Origin of the sequence: Sphingobium nicotianae, from assembly GCF_018603885.1 — a bacterium.
In the GTDB taxonomy this organism is placed as follows: domain Bacteria; phylum Pseudomonadota; class Alphaproteobacteria; order Sphingomonadales; family Sphingomonadaceae; genus Sphingobium; species Sphingobium nicotianae.
This window is the reverse complement of the sequence record NZ_JAHGAW010000005.1, coordinates 304,210-322,988: the sequence shown is the minus strand read 5'-3', so window position 1 is coordinate 322,988 and position 18,779 is coordinate 304,210. Positions and strand designations below refer to the sequence as shown.

Here is an 18,779-nt window from a genome sequence, read left to right as displayed (position 1 = left end):
AAACCGCCGGATCTTCATCCGGAGTATTTCATGTCATATATTCAACTAAGGCACCGTCGCCCATTCGACGCTTCGACCGAGCGCTTCATTGAGCTGCTTGAAAAGTACCCGCACGTCCCGCCCGTCGAAATCGAGGAGATGGTCGGCCTTTATTCTCGCCTCACCATTCTGGACCTCGGCCTGCTGTCGAGCGACAGCTCGCTTTCACTTCCACTGGACTCCTTCGTGGCCAAACACTCACAGCGACTGAAGAGCTGGTGGAAGGATCATCTGGTATTCGCGGTGACGATGATCGGTACACTTGCACTGCTCGTTGGCCTCGCTGCATTTGCGTTCCGCTGACGTGTGACAAATTGCGCGTGCGCCCGCACTGGGCGCACACTTACTCGGATCATGGCCAGTCACGCCGCCCGAGTTCCGTAATTTGACTTTCGCGCCAGAGAGGTCATGTTGAGAATATGGACGCAACCATTCCCCTTCTGCACATGGACTTGCATCCCGGGAGCAGCACCGAGCGCCTCCACCCCTAGGCAGGCGCGTCTCCCGACAATCGCCTGACCTAGGCTCTCCTCCCGCCGGCTGCGTGCCGGCTTCCACACATCGCGGCGTTTAGCGCCGTCTGGGCGGCGAATGCGTCGCCCCATGAGGAGGTTTAGAAAATGGACGGATTCGCTGTAGAGGCAGATCGAAGGCTTGTCGGCGTCGCAGTTCGTGTGCGGGGCGGTTTTCAGTTCTTCACATCAGATTCCGATTTTCGTTCGATGGATAGCAAGGTCTTCCGCCGCGCCCGTGCGCTTGAAAGCGGGGTTGCTGAGTTGGCTCGGGTTCACCGCGTTCAACGCGAGAATGGCGAGCGGACTTAAGCCGTGTCGGCCGACTGGATCTCTCCTCATGCGGTCGAGGTGTTTGGCCGCATTTGGAAGTCCCTACACGCACATCTTCATCCGCGGCTGACGGCAGCGGATGTCGCATATCTCAAACGCATCCTGCTCGACGTTGAGGACGACCTCATCGCTCATCTGCTTGCGGCCAAACTCGGCCAAGCCGTGCATGTCCCTCAGGATACAGCCTCCCTGACCGTCGCTCGCATCGGCAGCCATGTGCATTTCACCCTCGATGGTAGGCATCGACATGCGATGCTCGTTCACGGCGGCGCGGACGGGTCAGGACTGCTTGGCTCGGGCACCCGTTACGGAGCCGCATTATTCGGCTTGCGAGCCCGTGATGAAATCCTCTGGCCGTGCGATGACCATCGCCTGGTTGAGGTTCGCTTGCTGGACGTGCGCCGGCGCGAGCGGCGCGGCAGTGGGCCAATAGAGCGCAATACATCTCTCGCGGGGCAAGCATGCGCATCTGGATAACCCGCACAGCGCCCGATAACGGTTTGACCGCACGCCATCTCGAGAGAATGGGTCACGACGTGATCCGGGCACCGGTGCTCGAGATTAGACGCGTTCCGAGCAGCGTGCCGCGAGCGCCAGCGGCAATCGCGTTTTCAAGCGTGAATGGTGTGCGCCATCATCCTGCGCAAGCAGATCTCTTCAGGCTTCCGGTCTTCGCGGTCGGCGATCGAACCGCAGAAGTGGCCCAGCAGGCCGGCTATCACCAGGTCTTCTCGGCAAATGGCGCCGTCGAGGACCTCCAACGGCTCATCCTGCAGAAGATTTCTGCGGCGCGAATTGTTCATTTCTGCGCGCGCGAAGCGGCTGGAAACCTAACCGTCTTCCTCAAACGCTGTGGCTATCTTGCAGAACGCAGCATAGTCTATGCGGCCGAGCCTGTGCCGTTGCGCGCCCTCGTCGAGGTGCGTCGCGCGCTTTCCCAAATCGACGGAATCATGGTGCATTCCCCGCGCGCTGCCGAACGCGTCGCGAGAGTGCTGAAAGGCCTCCAGTGGAACGGCACAATCTGGTGCATTTCGAAGGCCTGCATGAACAAGTTTTCAGATGTGCCCGGCATTGCGCTCTTTGCCGCGCGGCAACCGACCGAGGCCTCCATGATGGAACTCGTGCGGGATCAGCCAACATGCCAGGCGGTCCGTCAGGTTGCCTCAATTGCGCGTGTGCCTTGGTCGTCCGTGCGCACCGCGCATTCTCGTCGCCCGCCTGCAAATGACAACCTGTCGCACAGCAGATAGCGCGAAACGTCACGGGACCGCGCCGCTGGAATTCAGGCGATGATCCACCGTCGCTTTCGCAGATCGGTCGAACACAAGACTGTAGGATAACCGGAGCTTAATATTGCCTCTTACTCGATTCACGGCGCTGGGCTTATGCCTGGTCATCGCCATCGTCAGCGGTGTCTATATACCGCAAGCATGGGCGGTGCCGCTATTCGTGGCTAGCCTCTGGTTCTCCCTGGTCGGATTATACGACCTGGCTCAGCCGCTCCATTCGGTACGCAGGAACTATCCGCTCATCGGCCGGCTGCGATGGTTCTTCGAAGAAATTCGCCCCGCAATTCGACAGTATCTGATCGAAGCCGACAATGACGAGACGCCATTCTCACGTTCCCAGCGCTCGCTCGTCTATTCGCGAGCCAAAAACCAGAGCAGCGACCGCGCCTTCGGCACACTGGTGGACGTCTATCGCGAGGGCTATGAGTTCATCGCACACTCTACTCGCCCCGCTCCGATTGCTGACCCTGCCACCTTCCGGACCTCGATTGGAGGGCAGGACGGGGCGGAGCCTTACATGGCATCCATTTTCAACATCTCGGCGATGAGCTTCGGCGCGCTGAGCGCGAACGCGATTTTGGCGCTGAACAAGGGTGCGAAGCTCGGCGGCTTTGCGCATGACACCGGCGAAGGCGCGATCAGTCCCTATCATCGCGAGCATGGCGGGGACCTCATCTGGGAAATTGGAAGTGGCTATTTCGGCTGCCGTACGGCCGATGGCCGGTTCGACCCGGGCCGCTTCGCCGACCAAGCGGCCGTTCCCCAGGTCAAGATGATCGAAATTAAACTCAGTCAGGGCGCCAAGCCGGGACATGGCGGCATTCTGCCAGGCGCCAAGGTGACCGCCGAAATCGCCGCCACGCGCGGCGTGCCCGTTGATCAAGACTGCATCTCGCCTGCGCGACACACAGAATTCTCAACGCCGATCGAACTCGTGACGTTTCTCGCTCAGTTGCGTCGCTTGGCCAAAGGCAAGCCGGTCGGAATGAAACTGTGCATTGGCCAGCCTTGGGAATTCATGGGTATCGTCAAAGCGATGCGCGAGACGGGCCTGCATCCAGACTTCATTGTGGTCGATGGCGCCGAAGGCGGCACCGGCGCGGCGCCGGTCGAGTTCGCCGACAATCTTGGAATGCCGATGCGCGAAGGCCTGCTCTTCACCCACAACACACTCGTCGGCGCCGGCCTACGCAGCAAAATCAAGATCGGCGCGGCAGGCAAGATCGTGAGCGCGTTCGACATGGCTGCGGTTCTGGCTTTAGGCGCCGACTGGACCAATGCGGGAAGAGGCTTTATGTTTGCGCTCGGCTGCATTCAGTCGCTGTCATGTCACACCAACCGATGTCCGGTCGGTGTGGCTACTCAGGATCCAATGCGCCAGCGGGCTTTGGTCGTTCCCGACAAAGCGGAACGCGTACACAATTTCCATCGGAACACGATGAACGCGCTGGCGGAAATGATTGCCGCTGCCGGCCTATGTCACCCCTCGCAACTCGGGCCGCACCATCTCGTCCGACGCGTATCGCTTACTGAGATCAGATTATTCTCTCAGCTCCATATGTTTCTGGAGGAAGGTGAACTGCTATCTGGCTCGCACGATCGCGATTTCTATAGCGCGGCATGGAAGCTGGCACGAGCAGACAGTTTCGAGATGGCCGTCTGATGCACTTTTCCGGCTCTCAGCATCCCTCACCCACTGCCTGGAGCACTCATAATCCGACCGGTTTAAGCCCAAAAGACAGCTTTTTAGCGGTTTGACTGTTTCTGCGAAAGCGCAGTTCGGTCAGGTCGGTGCGCGCAACTCGCCGAGAATTGACCGCCCCCGTTTCTAGATCACGCCGAGTGCGTCCATCGCTTCGGCGACGCGCACGAAGCCCGCGATATTGGCCCCCAGGACATAGTCGGACGGCGCGCCATATTCCTCCGCCGTCTCCGCGCACCGGTCGTGGATGTCGTGCATGATTGCGGCGAGGCGGGCCTCCGTCTGCTGGAATGACCAGCTGTCGCGGGACGCATTTTGCTGCATTTCGAGGGCGGATGTGGCAACCCCGCCGGCATTGGCCGCCTTGCCCGGTGCGAACAATATGCCTGCTTCCTGAAAGAGGCGCACGGCGTCCGGGGTCGAAGGCATGTTAGCCCCCTCTCCCACCGCAACAACGCCATTCTCGATGAGCAATGACGCATCCCTGCCGGTCAACTCGTTCTGAGTGGCAGACGGCATCGCGATGTCGCACGGCACATCCCAGATGGACCCGCCTTCCACATAATGACTGCGCCCGCCCTTCAGGCTGACATATTCGCTGATGCGTTCACGGCGGACTTCCTTGATCTCCTTGACGAGATCAAGGTCGATGCCGTCTTCATCAACGACATAGCCATTGGAATCCGAGCAGGCCGCTATGATGCCGCCAAATTCGATGATCTTCTCCATCGTGTAGACGGCCACGTTTCCGGAGCCGGAAACGGTGACGCGCTTGCCGTCAAAGCTGAGATTGCGCGTCGCCAGCATCCGTTCGACGAAGTAGGTCGCGCCGTAGCCGGTCGCCTCGGTCCGGGCGCGCGAGCCGCCATGGAACAACGCCTTGCCCGTGAGTACGCCGGCCTCATAACGATTAGTCAGGCGCTTGTACTGGCCGAACATATAGCCGATCTCCCGCCCGCCCACGCCGATATCGCCTGCGGGGACGTCGGTATATTCGCCCAGATGCCGGTGAAGCTCCGTCATGAACGATTGGCAGAAGCGCATCACTTCGCCGTTGGAGCGGCCGCGTGGATTGAAGTCCGTCCCGCCTTTGCCGCCGCCGATCGGCATGCCTGTCAGCGCATTCTTGAAGGTCTGCTCGAAGCCGAGAAACTTGATGATGCCGACATTGACCGATGGGTGGAAACGGATACCGCCCTTATAGGGGCCCAACGCCGAATTGAACTGGACGCGAAAGCCCCGGTTGATCTGCACATTCCCGCTGTCGTCGACCCAGGGGACGCGGAAGATGATCTGCCGCTCGGGTTCGCACAGGCGCTGGATGAGCGCGTTGTCGATATAGTGAGGACGCTTGGCGATGACGCGCCCCAGGCTTTCCAGAACCTCTGTGACTGCCTGGTGGAATTCGGGTTCGCCCGCATTCCGCTTGATGACATCGTGCAGGATGGGCTGCAGCTTTTCGTCGATCCTCAACACGGCGTTCGTCCTCTTTTAGGTTATTGATCGAAGCTTCGGCGCGCGCGCTTCACGCGGTCGCGCAGCGCCTGTCGATCTTGATGATCAGTTTCGCGGGGAAGGCACCCGGTGATCGCCCGCCTCGCTGAGGGGACAGCGGCTCAGGCGTCCGGCGCTCGCTGAGCGACCTTCACCACCCTCAATCGCCGCTCGTGGCCTTCGCGGTCAGGCCACAGGATCGACTGGCCCTCTCGCAAGCCGATGAGCCCGGCGCCAACAGGCGTCAGGATGGAGATGCGGCCCGCGGAAATGTCCGCATCCTTGGGATAGACGAGCTGGACTGAACGACTGGCGCCGTTGGCCTCGTCGATGAACTCGATCGTGGCGAACATCGTCACGATGTCTTCCGGGATGGTCTCCCGCGAATCAATGACGGCCCTGCCTATTTCGACAAGCAGGAGTTCGCTGACCTGCGGCAAGCTGTCAGCGACCCCGATCGCGAGGTTGGTCAGGGCATCTGCCTCTTCATCGATCAGATGAATGGCGGGCTGTTTCTTTTCGGCGCGCATTTCCATGATGCTGGCTTTCGGCGATGAGGGGGCGCGAGGCCCGGTCAGCCTCTGCGCATCAATCTAGCGAAGGCGGCCCCGGGCTCGGGGCGTGTCGCACCAGAACCCGGGGCTAGATGCCCGCGAGAAGCTGACCCCCATGGTGTCGAAACCGAAGATGGAAGGTGTGACCAAACATGACCGGAGCATGGGGCCCTTAGCACTCTAAGTCAAACGTCATCGCGCCTTTTCGGAGATCAGACCATGTTCCGTGATAATGGCGGACATCGGAATATCGTGAGGTTGTGGATGTATCGTAACAATGGCGGCCAACGAGTAGCCCACGCCCAATACCAGCGGCTGTGTCGCCATTGCCGCCAACGTACGATCGAAAAAGCCGCCTCCATAGCCCAGCCGGTACCAATGGGGATCGAACCCAACGACCGGGGAAATTACGACATCGGGTTCAACAATGGCCCCGTCAGCGGGAAATGGGATTTTCCACAAGCCGCGCTCCAACCGATCGCCTGACTTCCATTCCCGGAAAATAAGCGGACGGCCAAGCGCGGTGGCAACCGGCAACGCGGTGCGGATGCCCCGCTTAGCGAGCGTCTCAAGAAGAGGCCGCAGTTCCGGCTCTCCTCGGATCGGCCAATAGGCACTGACGATGCGCGCGTCCGCCCCCTCAATCCGCTCAAGCAAATGCCGGGCGATGCGTTCGCTCCAACTCGCTCGCAAAGTCGACGGGATGCGTAGGCGTGCGTCCAGCAGCTCAGCACGCATCGCCTTGCGCCAAGCCGGAACCTCAGCAGCCGGCAAGGCATGGATTGCGGTGCGAATGTCGATAGAAGCGCTCACTACCTACCCTTCCAAATTCGAGACGAGCATCGCTGTTCATGGGCATAAGGGAATAACGCACCACGGATCGCGAGGAAGGTCATGGCGGACCCCGGCTCGATCCGTGGCGCGTCCCCCGGCCAAGCCGCCGAGAAGTAGTTAAACAGGTTCCGACTGCTTGGCGGCAGCTTCCACTGCAATGCCGAGCCTCGTACCGGTCATGATGCCGTTCTCAGTCGCGAATACAGAGGCCGCGACCTTGTCGCCGCCATCGAGACGCACCTTGAGCAATTCGATCGAGCCGCCCTGCGCGGCGACGATCACGCTGCGCTCGCCGACGGCCACGACCTCGCCAGGCTTACCGGCAACGTCGCTCAATTTGCGCACGGGAATCTTGCGGGCGTCGAACAGGCGCAGCGTTCTGCCATTCCAGGTCGTCCAGGCGCCCGGTGCCGGATTGCAGCCACGGATCAGATTATAGATCGCGTCCACATGTTGGTGCCAGTTGATGTGGGCTTCCTCATCCTTGCACCAGCCCTCATAGCTTGCATGGCTTTCGTCCTGGACGACCTCTCGATTCTTGCCCGCGACGACAAGATCGGCGGCTTCCAACATCGCCGCGACACCCATCGGAAAGAGGTGATTGAAATAGACGCTGCCGAGCGTGTCGTCGGGGCCGATGCCGACGATCTTCTGAAGCACGACCGGTCCTTCATCGAGACCGTCACTTGGCCGAAAAATGGTGAGCCCCGTCTGCGTGTCGCCGCGGATGATCGGCCAGTTTATCGAACTTGGCCCACGATATTTTGGGAGAAGCGAGGGATGATAACAGATCGTGCCATGCGGCGGGATGTTGACCAGCGACTGCGGCGCGAACTGCAGCACGTAGGCCATGACCGCAATGTCCACGTTGGCGGTCCGAAGCGCTTCAGCTGCCTCCGGCCCCTTGAGCGAGGGCAACTGGTGGAGGCGGATACCACCCTCCTGCGCCGCTTCGGCGAGCGGGTCGGGGCGTGCGCCGGGCTTAGTCGGCGCACAGAAGACGGCGGCGACTTCATCGCCACGGTCGAGAAATGCTTCGAGGACGCTCTTGCCGAAGGCCTGCTGGCCGAAGATGGCGATGCGCATATATGTCTCCTTCGTGAGGCAATAATGACCCATTCCGGCAGCGACCGGCTGACCGGGGAGTGCTGTGGTCGAGGGTGTCTGCGGCTCAGCGGCCGGTGTTGATCCAGACGACCTTGGGTTCGGTGAAATTCTCGATAGCCGCGTCGCCATGTTCGCGGCCGAAACCGGAATCGCCCATGCCGCCCCACGGCAAGCGCACATCAGTCGGCCCGTAAGTGTTCACCCAGACAGTGCCGGCCTTGAGGCGCCTGGTCATGCGGAGACCGAGCGTTATGTCGGCGGTCCAGACGCCGGCAGCGAGGCTGTAGCTGGTCCCATTGGCGAGACGGATGGCGTGGGCTTCGTCCTCGAAGGGAATGACCGTGGCGACGGGCCCGAAGATCTCCTCCTGGGAGATGCGCATCTCATGCTCGACGCCGGCGAAAACCGTCGGGCTGACATAATAGCCCTTGTCGCCATGGCGCGCGCCGCCGGTGGCGATCTTCGCGCCTTCCTGCTTGCCGACCTCGATATAGTTGAGCACGCGCTCCATCTGCGTCTGTGAGATGAGCGGACCCATGGATGTCTTCTCTTCACGCGGATCGCCCAGCCGCATGCCCTGCGCGCGGCCAACCAAACGCTCGACCACCTCATCATAAATCGAGCGGTGTGCGAGAATACGCGAGCCCGCCGAACAAACCTGGCCGGTGTTAAAGAAGATGCCGGAGCCTGCCGCCTTGACGGCAGTTTCGACGTCGGCATCTGGGAAGATGATGTTGGCCGACTTGCCGCCCAGCTCCAGCGTCACGCGCTTCAAGTTCCCGGCAGCACCGCGCAGGATCTGGCGGCCGACGCCCGGCGAGCCGGTGAAGGTCACTTTGTCGATGTCAGGATGGTCGACCAGCGCCTGCCCCGCCTTGTTGCCAAAGCCAGGGACAACGTTGAGCGTGCCGGCGGGCAAGCCTGCTTCCAATGCCAGTTCGCCGATCTTCAGGGCTGTCAGCGGAGTCAGTTCGGCGGGTTTGAGGACGACCGTGCATCCGCAAGCGAGCGCTGGGGCGATCTTCCACATGCCGATCATGAGGGGAAAATTCCACGGGATGATCGCGCCCACTACACCGATGGGCTCCCGCACCGTGTAGGTCAGGGCATCGGTCCGCGCCGGCACGACCTGGCCGTTAATCTTATCAGCCCAGCCAGCATAATAGATCAGCGTGTCGATGACGGAAGGAAGGTCCTGCCGGCGCACGGCAGAGACCGGCTTGCCGGAATCCAGACTCTCGAGCGCGATAAGTTCCTCCTGATCGCGCTTGATCAGTTCGGCGAGGCGCAGCATCGCAAGGCCGCGATCGGCTGGACGCCATTGGCCCCAGCTGTTCTCGAACGCGTCGCGGGCCGACTTGACGGCTGCGTCGACATCGGCCGCATCGGCTTCCGCGACCAATGCGATGACGTCCTCGGTGGAAGGATCGAGCGTCTCGAAATAGCGCCCCGATTTGGCAGGCACACGCTCGCCATGGATCAGTAGATCGTGGCGCGAGATCGCCGGCATATCAACGGCTGGGCGCTCAACATATGACGTCTGTTGCATATTTAAACTCTCTGGCAGATTCCGATGATCCTTGCCGGAGACGATATGGGCCATTGCTCAAACAAGGGAATATGATATTTCTCACCGGATCATGGGCAGAGTTTATGCAGCCAGAACACATTGTGGGCATCATAATATGTATTTGAATGCATATTATTCACGCCCTTTCTCGGCATGGAGAAAGTGGTCATGATCCGGATCGAGATCACACCTCAATGGCGTTTTCGCCGCGACGGCGACCCGCAGGCGATGCTTGTCCTTCTTGATTTCCTCAATGAAATCCGGGCGACCGGAAAAATCACGCGTGCGGCCAGCCATGCGCGACTCTCCTATCGTCACGCCTGGAATCTCATTGAGAATTGGGCCGGCTTTTTCGAAGCGCCTTTAGTCGAGCGAAAGCGCGGCAAAGGCACACATTTGACCCCGCTCGGCGAAAAGCTCGTCTGGGCCGGGCAAAGACTGCAAGCCAGGCTTGGACCTCAACTCCAAAATCTTTCGCAAGAGTTGGAGACCGAGATCAATCAGCTTCTGCCGCGGCAGGTCGCCGCGCTACGCATCCATGCAAGTCACGGCTTTGCTGTTTCCAAGCTGCGCGACATGCTCGACCGTGAGACAGACATCCCCTTTGATCTGCGCTATGTAAGCAATCCGGCCTCACTGATCTCGCTGGCCCATGACGGCTGCGATCTGGCCGGCATGCATCTGGCTCAGGGGATGTTGCGCAAGCGCGGCATCGCCGACGCTCGGAAGCTGGTCCTCCCGGCCCGGCATCGCGTCATCGGCTTCGTGACGCGCGAGATGGGCCTGATCGTCAAGCGCGGCAATCCCCTCAAGATCTACAATCTTGAGCGGCTACTCGATCCCACCCTTCGGTTCGTGAACCGCGACTCCAATTCGGGGTCGCGGCTACTGTTCGACCAGCTTCTGGAGCAGCACGGTTTCGATGCCAGCCAGATCAATGGCTATGAGCAATCCGAGTTCACGCACGCTGCTGTCGCCGCGTATGTCGCGAGCGGTATGGCTGACGCGGCCTTTGGTGTCGAAGCAGCTGCGCGTCAGTTCGATCTCGATTTTGTCCGACTGGTGACAGAAGATTATTTCTTCGTCTGCCTCACCGAGGCCCTCGATCTTGAGCCGGTCCAGCGCCTGCTGTCGGTGATGCGTGGCGACGAGTTCCACGAGGCAATCGCGCAAATTCCCGGCTACATGGCCAAGAACATGGGTGAGGTTCGGACCATCCCGGACATGTTCCGCAGCGCGGAATAGCGTCACCAATCTCAATGGCAGCTCGCGCGCTTAAAGAGGTATTTTTTATGCATTTATTATGATAGGCGCGGTTCGAAACAGTCGGGACTCAAACGTGGTTTCCAATCTGACAGTCGGCGAGCGGCAGGGCGCCCTGGCCATCCTCATCGTGTTGACGCTATGCGGTTTGGTGATGGCTGCGGCCGCCGCTGGGCACGGAGACCCGATGGAAATGCATGGCTATCTGGTCATGCTCTTTTCGCTGGGCGTCATGGCGATCTTGCTGCGCGGCTTTTTAGCACCGCCGCCAAGCGAGGCACGTCTCGCATCTTATTATGACGACCCGATCAAGGTCGGAATCATCATTGCCATGATCTGGGCGGTCTTCGGCATGATTATCGGTGACTGGGTGGCGTGGTTGCTTGCCTATCCGGACGCGACATTCGACGCCGCGTGGGCGAGTTTCGGACGAATGCGGCCGGCCCACACATCGGGCGTGATCTTCGGCTTCGGCGGCAACGCGCTGATCGCAACATCCTTCCATGTCATGCAGCGCACATCGCGCGCGCGTCTGCCCGATCAGCTCAGCCCCTGGTTTGTGCTGCTCGGCTACAACCTCTTCTGCCTCATTGGCATCTCCGGCTACTTCATGGGCGTTACCCAGTCGAAGGAATATGCCGAGCCGGAATGGTATGCCGACATCTGGCTGGTAGTCGTCTGGGTCGCCTATTTCATTCTCTATATGCGCACGCTCGCCCGCCGCAAGGAGCCGCATATCTATGTGGCCAACTGGTATTATCTTGCGTTCATCCTGGTTGTCGCAATTCTGCATATCGTCAACAATCTCGCCGTCCCGGTCTCTTTCGCGGGCGCAAAGAGCTACTCGCTCTTCGCCGGCGTCCAGGATGCGATGACGCAGTGGTGGTATGGCCACAACGCGGTCGCCTTCTTCCTGACGGCGGGCTTCCTGGGTATGATGTACTATTATCTGCCCAAGCGCGCGCAGCGGCCCATTTACTCCTACCGCATGTCCATCGTTGGCTTCTGGGGCATCACCTTCTTCTACATGTGGGCAGGATCGCACCATCTACACTACACCGCGCTGCCGGAGTGGGTCCAAACGCTGGGCATGACTTTCTCGCTCATGCTGCTCGTGCCCTCGTGGATCGCGGCGGCCAACGCCCTGCTCACACTTAACGGCGCCTGGGACCGGGTCCGCGACGACGCCACGCTGCGCTTCATGATGATGGCGGCCGTCTTTTATGGCCTCTCGACCTTCGAGGGCTCTTTCATGGCAATCAGGCCCGTCAATGCGCTCTCCCACTATACGGATTGGACCATCGCCCATGTTCACGCGGGCGTACTGGGCTGGGTCTCGCTCATTGTGTTCGGTTCATTCTACGCACTGATTCCATGGCTGTGGAAGCGCGAACGAATGTATTCGCCGACACTGGTAGAAGTTCACTTCTGGCTCGCCCTGTCCGGGACCCTCGTCTACGTCTTCTCGATGTGGAACTCAGGCATCATTCAGGGCCTGATGTGGCGCACCTATAATGACAGCGGCACGCTCACTTATTCTTTCCTCGATTCCGTCGTCGCCATGCATCCCTATTACGTGGCGCGCGCCATTGGCGGTCTCCTGTTCCTGAGCGGAACGCTCGTGGGTTGCTACAACATGTGGAGGACGATCCGCTGGTCCTCCGCCATATCCGCGGCGGCTCCGGACGAGCTGGCTCCACCTGAACTCCTGCCTGCGGAATGAGTGGCCATGTTCAAGACTCACTACCGGATCGAACGCAAATCCATCACGCTGGCGATCGCCATCATCGTGGTTGCGAGCATTGGCGGTCTTATGGAGATCGCACCCCTGTTTACGATCGACGAAACGGTCGAGCATGATCCCAACATGCGGCTTTACACGCCGCTCGAACTTGCCGGCCGAAATATCTATATCCGCGAAGGGTGCTACGCCTGCCATTCGCAGATGATCCGGACACTACAAGACGAGGTGGATCGCTACGGCCCTTACTCGCTCGCAGTCGAATCCAAATATGATCACCCCATGCTCTGGGGCTCGAAGCGTACCGGCCCCGATCTCGCGCGAGTTGGCGGCAAATATTCCGATCAGTGGCATACAGCGCATCTCAACAATCCGCGTGATGTCGTGCCCCAGTCCATCATGCCCCGCTACGACTGGCTAAGCCAGACGGAACTGCGCACACAGGACCTCGGCGATCATCTACGTGCGCAGCGGACGGTCGGAGTGCCGTATACCGATGCAATGATCGCCAATGCTCGGGCCGACGCGATCGCACAGGCTTCGCCGGGTGACGCCGATGAGGAGGCTCTAGCGAACCGTTATGGCAAGGCGACACAGATCCGCACCTTCGATGGCGATCCGCGCACGGTTTCCGAAATGGATGCGATCGTCGCCTACCTGCAGGTGCTGGGCAAGCTGAGCGACGCCACCCAGCCGAAAGGTAAGTAAAGCCGTGAGCATCGATCACAATCTGCTGGTCGCCGTGTCCAAGAGCGTTGGCCTCTTCTATCTGATAGCGATGGCCGCGACGGCGCTGGTTTATAGCTGCTGGCCAGCCAACCGGGAGCGCTTCAACAAGGCAGCGAGGGACATCATCGACGATGAGGATGCACCATGGCAGTGAGAGAGCGCGATCCGCACAGCGGGCACATGACCACCGGCCATGACTGGGACGGCATCAAGGAACTCAATACGCCAGTCCCGCGCGCCGTCTGGTTCTTCCTAAGTCTCGCGGCGCTGTTTTCGGTGGGATATTGGATTCTGATGCCCGCTTGGCCGCTGGGGCGGACCTACACCAAGGGCCTGCTCGGCATCGATCAGAAGTCCCAGGTCGCGAAGCATCTTGATGTGTCGGCTACGCAGAAAGCGAACTGGGCGAGCCGGATTGCCAAACTGGACGTGCCGCAAATACGCGCCGATGCAGCGCTGATGGCGGTGGTGCGCGAGGACGGACACCGCCTTTTCGGTGACAATTGCGCCGCATGTCATGGCATGAAGGCGACTGGCGGAAACGGCTTTCCCAATCTGGTCGATGCGGACTGGCTGTGGGGCGGAGATCCACAAACGGTGGCGCACACCATCGAAGTCGGCGTCAACAGCGGCATGGAGGGATCGCGGGTGAACCAGATGCTTGCTTTTGGCCGCGATGGAATTCTCGATAATGATGCGATCCTGGCGGTGACAGCCTATGTCCAGTCTCTCTCCGTTCCTTCATCGGCCAAGGGCCAAGCTGCGCAAGTGAATGCAGGCCGGGCAATCTTCGCCGCCAATTGCGAGGTCTGTCACGGCCCGACCGGCCGCGGCAACCAGGCGATCGGAGTCCCCAATCTGACCGACACTCACTGGATCTACGGCGGTGACGCCCCGTCGATCTATACCAGCATCTATGGCGGGCGGCAGGGCGTCATGCCGGCATGGGGGCAGCGGCTCAGCGCGGTGGATCGCAAGATTCTCACAGCCTATGTACTCGATCTTGGAACGAAGCAATGAGACTGTTCCGCTCGCGCTCCTTCTATTGGCTGCTTGTCGGCGCCGGCATGCTGCTCGTCATTCTTGCCAATGCGCACCTGGTCTATGTCGCTACGCAGTCGGACCCAGGCTGCGCGACCTCCGACACAAAGGGCCAAGCAGCGGGCACGCAAATCCCCTACTCCCCGGCGAAGCCGGCGTGCTGATGCATTGAGGAGAGACGGACGATGACTTTGCCCCCGGTTGTTCCCCCCCTGCCCCGCAACGAACCATTTGCGCGCCATCTGAAGACGGCCGTCGCCTTCGACTGGCTGGGCGCCGGGTGGGGCGACCTCGTCATCGATCCCGCGACGAGCCTGCTCTATGGCCTGCTTGTCTATCTCCTCTCACTCATCATCGTGACGGGCCTGATTTGGCTGGGCTGGGACTATGCGCTGTTCCCGGCCATGGCGGGGTTTCTCGTATTCGCGCCAACACTCGCGATCGGGTTGTATGCCAAGAGCCGCGCGCTCGAGTTCAATCAGCCTGTCTCCTTTTGGCGCATGGTTCTGCCGCATGCGCGCGCGGGCGGTCAGGTTCTCTTTATTGGCGCCCTGCTCTGCGGACTGATGCTCCTTTGGATGAGGGCCGCCGTCATTATCTACGCCCTCTTCTTCGGCGTTCGACCGTTTCCCGGGCTCGACCATGTCGCGGCTATGCTGTTCACGACGTCGACCGGGCTTGCCATGATTATTGTAGGCACGCTGGTCGGCGGTCTGTTTGCGGCTTTCGCCTTCGCCATCTCGGCCTTTTCGATCCCGATGATGCTTGATCGCCGGGTCGACGCATTGACCGCGATGGGCACAAGCTGGGCATTGGTGTGGAACAATCTGCGGCCAATGCTCGTATGGGCGATGATCGTGCTGGCGTTGTTCTTGTTCTCGATCGCAACGGCGCTGATCGGGCTCATCATCGTATTTCCGTGGCTCGGCCACGCAACCTGGCACGCATATAGGACGGTGCGGTGATGCCGTGACTGGCGAAGCTGCATTGAGGGTTTCATCCGAAGAAGTACTGCTCGCCAGCCGCGTCGTTGACGCTGGAATTCGCCAGACCGACCTGTCCGTGCCCGATGTACATTGCGGCGGCTGTATCCGAAAAATCGAAGACGCTGTCGAACGACTGCCCGGCGTGCAGCGAGCGCGCCTCAATCTTTCGACCAAACGTCTGGCGATAACCTGGCGCGAAAGCGACGGCCCGCCTCCGCTTGGAGCCACTCTCGAACAGCTCGGCTACGAGGCCCATCTCTTTGAAACGCGGGAGGACGGCAGGGATCTGCAATTCAGCCGTCTGATCCGGGCGCTGGCAGTCGCCGGATTTGCCGCGATGAACATCATGGGGCTTTCGGTTTCGGTCTGGTCCGGAGCAGCCGGCGAAACGCGTGATCTGTTCCATTGGCTGTCGGCCGCCATCGCCCTACCTGCGCTGGCCTATTCGGGACGAATCTTCTTCCAGTCGGCCTGGCAAGCGTTGAGGCATGGACAGACCAACATGGACGTGCCGATATCCATCGGCGTGCTGCTCGCCTTCGCGATGAGCCTTTACGATGCGGCGCATCACGAACCCTACGCCTATTTCGACGCGTCCATCTCATTGCTCTTCTTCCTGCTCATAGGGCGAACGCTCGACCATCTGATGCGTGAGAGGGCGCGAACGGCCGTGAAGGGGCTCGGCCGTCTCGCCACATATGGCGCGACGATCATCAACGCCGACGGGACGAGAAGTTATGTCCCGACGGAAGAGATCATTCCGGGCATGACCATCCTGATCATGGCAGGTGAACGGGTGCCGGTCGATGCAACCGTCGAGACAGGCTGCTCCGATGTCGATGTTTCGTTGGCGACCGGTGAAAGCGCACCCGAACAGGCGATTCCCGGCCGCGCGCTCCGGCAAGGGACCCTTAACCTGACCGGGCCTCTCACCCTCACGGCCGCGGCTGCGGCGAAGGACAGCTTCCTTGCAGAGATGATCCGGCTGATGGAGGTGGCCGAGGGCGGTCGCTCACGCTACAGGCGCCTCGCGGATCGCGCCGCGGGCCTTTATGCTCCCGTCGTCCACAGCGCGGCATTCGTGAGCTTTGTTGGATGGATGCTCGCCACCGGCGACCTTCACCGCGCGCTTACGATCGCTGTCGCCGTCCTGATCATCACATGCCCTTGCGCCTTGGGCCTCGCCGTGCCCATGGTTCAAGTCGTCGCGGCACGACGGCTCTACGAGCATGGCATCATGGTCAAGGACGGCTCGGCAATGGAACGTCTCACGGAGATCGACAGGATCATATTCGACAAGACCGGCACTCTGACATCCGGCCGTCCCAGCTTACGGCACGATGCCGCGATGGATGGGGCTCATCTATCGATTGCCGCCAGGCTCGCCGCGAATTCCCGTCACCCCTATGCACGAGCGCTGGCGCAGGCCAGTGAGCAGGCCGACATTGCCTTCGACAGCATCGTCGAAAAGGCCGGGCAAGGCATGGAAGCCCGGATCGAAGACAGCGTTTGGCGACTGGGTCGAAATGAATGGGCGCTCAAAAACTTTGACGCCGGCAAGGCTGCCTGCACCGTGCTGGCATGTAATGGGCGCCTCGTGCAGGCCTTCGCCTTTGAGGACGAACTACGGAAAGGAGCCAGGGAGACGGTCGCAAATCTGCGCTCGGATGGCTTCACCCTTGAGATCATGTCCGGGGATGCAACAGACGCCGTCGCGCGCGTGGCAGCCGATTTGGGAATAGACAAATGGCAGGCCCAACTCCTCCCCGGAGAAAAGACGGCGCATCTTGCGGAACTCGCCGGCACTGGGTCGAAGGTGCTCATGGTCGGCGATGGTCTCAACGATGCCCCCGCGCTGGTTGCAGCACATGTCTCCATGGCGCCGGGCAGCGCGGCGGACGTCGGCCGCCAGGCGGCCGACTTCGTGTTTTTGAACTCTAACCTTGATTCAGTGCCTTACGCGATCCGCGTTGCGCGCTCCGCGGATAGACTGATCCGCCAGAATTTCGCGTTTGCCGCGATCTACAACGCGATTGCCTTGCCGATCGCTATTGCCGGCCTGGTGACCCCATTAATCGCGGCTTTGGCCATGTCCGGATCGTCCATCCTCGTGGTCGCGAATGCATTGCGCCTTCGTCCGGCAAAGGCGGCGCGCCTGGTCAGACGCGAAAGCGCAGAATTGGGGACAACGCAGCGTGCCGGAGCGGGCATCACATGACTGTTCTCTGGTATCTGATTCCGATCTCTCTCGGCCTTGGTATTGTCGGGCTCGCGCTGTTCTTCTGGGCGCTTCGAAGCGGTCAGTATGAAGATGTCCTCGGTGCCGCTGAGCGGGTCTTGACGGATGACGACACGCCACTCTGACATGCTACAGGAAGACAATGAACTCGAACGCGGGGTGCCTATCGCCACGCGCCCAGTACGCTTGACGCGCGCTTGGTTCGCCACCGGCTACGCAGCAACCTGTACGTCAGCAGCAAAATCACGAGACATCCGTAGTTAAGAGGCGGGTGGTGATCGGCCTTCACCAGCCGATGCACCCAGCAATGCGCTTCCCCCGATCGCGGCGGCCCCGAGCATGAAGTCGCAGCGGTGAAGATAGAGCCGATATTCCGTGACGTCGCCTTTCCTAAGGTCAGGGGTATGGCGGATGATCACTGCGACCTCCTATCCCTTCTGTGCCATCGTCTTTGGAGACGGACGGCAGAGTCGGAGCTTTCATTTCACGCCGGAAGCGCACTTGCAGAATCGATCAGACCGCCCGAACGTCTTGTAGGAGCCTACGTAATACATGTATCATTGATGAGAAATATGATATGAGAGCACAATGCGCCTGACCCGATATACCGACTACTCGCTCAGGGTCCTGATTCATCTCGCTCTACATGAGGACCGGCTCTGTTCGATCGGGGAGATCTCCCACACCTACAAGATCTCGCATAACCACCTCATGAAGGTCGTCAACGCCCTTGCTCGGGACGGTTTCGTCGAAACGATACGAGGTCGGTCTGGCGGCATGCGACTGGCGAGACCCACCGACAAGATTACCGTCGGCGAGGTCGTTCGCAGAACCGAAGAGGGTTTTGACCTGGCAGATTGTTCAGGTTGTCTCTTGTCGCCGGCGTGCGGCCTCACGGGCGTTCTTGCCGAGGGCATGAATGCCATGTTGGCCGTGTTCGACTCCTACACCATCGCCAGTTTACTCGCAGACCGGGCAACAATGCGACGCCTCCTCGACGGTCAATCTCCGTTGAGCGTCGGGATGCGTTAAGCTGAACGAAAGCCCAATTCTGCGGGAATCGAAGTAGGCCCATCGACGTGATGCGTCGGTGCATTCAGGAAAAACCCAGCAGCCGCGACCTTTTTCTTCAATCATCTTGCGAGGTAACAACGATACGCGCCTGAATTGATGCCGAGGACCCTCGTTCTCGGTTGACGATGTCGCCAACTGAAAAGAAAAAATCCCGCAATCTGTTGTCGAAGGCAAGCAGATCGTCCGCGAAATAGCAACGTAACGGTGTCGTTGCGAAGGTAGGATGGATCTATCCCCAAGGCGCGCAAACGATTGAACCCACCACAGAC

General features: G+C 60.3%; 20 protein-coding genes. 15 read left to right on the top strand and 5 right to left on the bottom strand.

Annotated elements, in window-relative coordinates:
* Nucleotides 1–30 precede the first annotated feature (30 nt).
* The 5 genes from KK488_RS09635 to KK488_RS09615 all read left to right on the top strand — a co-directional run bounded on the left by KK488_RS09635 (nucleotide 31) and on the right by KK488_RS09615 (nucleotide 3,839).
* Nucleotides 31–342, top strand: coding sequence for a hypothetical protein (locus tag KK488_RS09635; RefSeq protein WP_214622936.1), 312 nt, complete (start codon nucleotides 31–33; stop codon nucleotides 340–342).
* Between the two features lie 317 nt (nucleotides 343–659).
* Nucleotides 660–863: a hypothetical protein gene (locus KK488_RS09630; protein WP_214622935.1), complete on the top strand. Its 204-nt coding sequence runs from the start codon at nucleotides 660–662 to the stop codon at nucleotides 861–863.
* A gap of 3 nt (nucleotides 864–866) precedes the next feature.
* Nucleotides 867–1,361: a GreA/GreB family elongation factor gene (locus KK488_RS09625; protein ID WP_214622934.1), complete on the top strand. Its 495-nt coding sequence runs from the start codon at nucleotides 867–869 to the stop codon at nucleotides 1,359–1,361.
* A complete protein-coding gene (locus KK488_RS09620) occupies nucleotides 1,346–2,137 on the top strand; it encodes a uroporphyrinogen-III synthase (RefSeq protein ID WP_214622933.1) in 792 nt (263 codons plus the stop codon). Before KK488_RS09625 ends, KK488_RS09620 begins: the two co-directional genes overlap by 16 nt.
* Before the next feature lie 103 nt (nucleotides 2,138–2,240).
* The gene (locus KK488_RS09615; protein WP_214622932.1) at nucleotides 2,241–3,839 is read left to right on the top strand and encodes an FMN-binding glutamate synthase family protein; all 1,599 of its coding nucleotides are present in this window, start codon (nucleotides 2,241–2,243) and stop codon (nucleotides 3,837–3,839) included.
* A 165-nt stretch (nucleotides 3,840–4,004) separates the two neighbouring features.
* Here the strand turns inward: KK488_RS09615 and gdhA are convergent, their stop codons facing one another.
* The 5 genes from gdhA to KK488_RS09590 all read right to left on the bottom strand — a co-directional run bounded on the left by gdhA (nucleotide 4,005) and on the right by KK488_RS09590 (nucleotide 9,416).
* A complete protein-coding gene (gene gdhA / locus KK488_RS09610) occupies nucleotides 4,005–5,354 on the bottom strand; it encodes an NADP-specific glutamate dehydrogenase (protein ID WP_214622931.1) in 1,350 nt (449 codons plus the stop codon).
* Between the two features lie 140 nt (nucleotides 5,355–5,494).
* Nucleotides 5,495–5,908, bottom strand: a complete 414-nt coding sequence (gene rnk, locus KK488_RS09605) for a nucleoside diphosphate kinase regulator (protein WP_214622930.1) — start codon at nucleotides 5,906–5,908, stop codon at nucleotides 5,495–5,497.
* A 210-nt stretch (nucleotides 5,909–6,118) separates the two neighbouring features.
* Nucleotides 6,119–6,739 carry a 5-formyltetrahydrofolate cyclo-ligase gene (locus KK488_RS09600; protein ID WP_214622929.1) on the bottom strand — a complete coding sequence of 207 codons (621 nt, stop codon included), beginning with the start codon at nucleotides 6,737–6,739 and terminating at the stop codon, nucleotides 6,119–6,121.
* Nucleotides 6,740–6,877: 138 nt separating this feature from the next.
* Nucleotides 6,878–7,846, bottom strand: a complete 969-nt coding sequence (locus KK488_RS09595; protein ID WP_214622928.1) for a methionyl-tRNA formyltransferase — start codon at nucleotides 7,844–7,846, stop codon at nucleotides 6,878–6,880.
* 85 nt (nucleotides 7,847–7,931) lie between these two features.
* On the bottom strand, nucleotides 7,932–9,416 hold the full coding sequence (locus tag KK488_RS09590) for an aldehyde dehydrogenase family protein (protein WP_250890219.1): 1,485 nt from the start codon (nucleotides 9,414–9,416) through the stop codon (nucleotides 7,932–7,934).
* A 189-nt stretch (nucleotides 9,417–9,605) separates the two neighbouring features.
* Between KK488_RS09590 and KK488_RS09585 the strand changes: the two genes are divergently transcribed.
* The 10 genes from KK488_RS09585 to KK488_RS09540 all read left to right on the top strand — a co-directional run bounded on the left by KK488_RS09585 (nucleotide 9,606) and on the right by KK488_RS09540 (nucleotide 18,468).
* Nucleotides 9,606–10,682, top strand: coding sequence for a substrate-binding domain-containing protein (locus KK488_RS09585; protein WP_214622927.1), 1,077 nt, complete (start codon nucleotides 9,606–9,608; stop codon nucleotides 10,680–10,682).
* A 94-nt stretch (nucleotides 10,683–10,776) separates the two neighbouring features.
* Nucleotides 10,777–12,423: a cytochrome-c oxidase, cbb3-type subunit I gene (ccoN, locus tag KK488_RS09580; protein WP_214622926.1), complete on the top strand. Its 1,647-nt coding sequence runs from the start codon at nucleotides 10,777–10,779 to the stop codon at nucleotides 12,421–12,423.
* Between the two features lie 6 nt (nucleotides 12,424–12,429).
* Nucleotides 12,430–13,149 carry a cytochrome-c oxidase, cbb3-type subunit II gene (gene ccoO, locus KK488_RS09575; RefSeq protein WP_214622925.1) on the top strand — a complete coding sequence of 240 codons (720 nt, stop codon included), beginning with the start codon at nucleotides 12,430–12,432 and terminating at the stop codon, nucleotides 13,147–13,149.
* Nucleotides 13,150–13,153: 4 nt separating this feature from the next.
* Entirely contained in the window at nucleotides 13,154–13,324 is a 171-nt protein-coding gene (locus tag KK488_RS09570) for a cbb3-type cytochrome c oxidase subunit 3 (protein WP_214622924.1), read from the top strand.
* Nucleotides 13,315–14,190 carry a cytochrome-c oxidase, cbb3-type subunit III gene (ccoP, locus tag KK488_RS09565; protein ID WP_214622923.1) on the top strand — a complete coding sequence of 292 codons (876 nt, stop codon included), beginning with the start codon at nucleotides 13,315–13,317 and terminating at the stop codon, nucleotides 14,188–14,190. The genes KK488_RS09570 and ccoP overlap by 10 nt, the downstream gene beginning before the upstream one ends.
* Nucleotides 14,187–14,375, top strand: a complete 189-nt coding sequence (locus KK488_RS09560) for a hypothetical protein (protein WP_214622922.1) — start codon at nucleotides 14,187–14,189, stop codon at nucleotides 14,373–14,375. The genes ccoP and KK488_RS09560 overlap by 4 nt, the downstream gene beginning before the upstream one ends.
* A gap of 192 nt (nucleotides 14,376–14,567) precedes the next feature.
* The gene (locus KK488_RS09555; RefSeq protein WP_349356868.1) at nucleotides 14,568–15,176 is read left to right on the top strand and encodes a DUF2189 domain-containing protein; all 609 of its coding nucleotides are present in this window, start codon (nucleotides 14,568–14,570) and stop codon (nucleotides 15,174–15,176) included.
* A gap of 4 nt (nucleotides 15,177–15,180) precedes the next feature.
* Nucleotides 15,181–17,415 carry a cation-translocating P-type ATPase gene (locus tag KK488_RS09550; RefSeq protein WP_214622920.1) on the top strand — a complete coding sequence of 745 codons (2,235 nt, stop codon included), beginning with the start codon at nucleotides 15,181–15,183 and terminating at the stop codon, nucleotides 17,413–17,415.
* Complete coding sequence (gene ccoS / locus KK488_RS09545) at nucleotides 17,412–17,561, top strand: cbb3-type cytochrome oxidase assembly protein CcoS (protein ID WP_214622919.1); 150 nt, start codon at nucleotides 17,412–17,414, stop codon at nucleotides 17,559–17,561. The genes KK488_RS09550 and ccoS overlap by 4 nt, the downstream gene beginning before the upstream one ends.
* Nucleotides 17,562–18,024: 463 nt before the next feature.
* A complete protein-coding gene (locus KK488_RS09540) occupies nucleotides 18,025–18,468 on the top strand; it encodes an Rrf2 family transcriptional regulator (protein WP_214622918.1) in 444 nt (147 codons plus the stop codon).
* The last annotated feature ends 311 nt before the right edge of the window (nucleotides 18,469–18,779 follow it).

What these genes read in the sequence shown, in the direction of transcription:
- KK488_RS09635 (WP_214622936.1), top strand. Translation starts at nt 31, where the DNA reads ATGTCATATATTCAACTAAGGCACCGTCGCCCATTCGACGCTTCGACC.
- KK488_RS09630 (WP_214622935.1), top strand. Translation starts at nt 660, where the DNA reads ATGGACGGATTCGCTGTAGAGGCAGATCGAAGGCTTGTCGGCGTCGCA.
- KK488_RS09620 (WP_214622933.1), top strand. Translation starts at nt 1,346, where the DNA reads ATGCGCATCTGGATAACCCGCACAGCGCCCGATAACGGTTTGACCGCA.
- rnk (WP_214622930.1), bottom strand. Translation starts at nt 5,908, where the DNA reads ATGGAAATGCGCGCCGAAAAGAAACAGCCCGCCATTCATCTGATCGAT.
- KK488_RS09595 (WP_214622928.1), bottom strand. Translation starts at nt 7,846, where the DNA reads ATGCGCATCGCCATCTTCGGCCAGCAGGCCTTCGGCAAGAGCGTCCTC.
- KK488_RS09590 (WP_250890219.1), bottom strand. Translation starts at nt 9,416, where the DNA reads ATGCAACAGACGTCATATGTTGAGCGCCCAGCCGTTGATATGCCGGCG.
- KK488_RS09585 (WP_214622927.1), top strand. Translation starts at nt 9,606, where the DNA reads ATGATCCGGATCGAGATCACACCTCAATGGCGTTTTCGCCGCGACGGC.
- ccoO (WP_214622925.1), top strand. Translation starts at nt 12,430, where the DNA reads ATGTTCAAGACTCACTACCGGATCGAACGCAAATCCATCACGCTGGCG.
- ccoP (WP_214622923.1), top strand. Translation starts at nt 13,315, where the DNA reads ATGGCAGTGAGAGAGCGCGATCCGCACAGCGGGCACATGACCACCGGC.
- KK488_RS09560 (WP_214622922.1), top strand. Translation starts at nt 14,187, where the DNA reads ATGAGACTGTTCCGCTCGCGCTCCTTCTATTGGCTGCTTGTCGGCGCC.
- ccoS (WP_214622919.1), top strand. Translation starts at nt 17,412, where the DNA reads ATGACTGTTCTCTGGTATCTGATTCCGATCTCTCTCGGCCTTGGTATT.
- KK488_RS09540 (WP_214622918.1), top strand. Translation starts at nt 18,025, where the DNA reads ATGCGCCTGACCCGATATACCGACTACTCGCTCAGGGTCCTGATTCAT.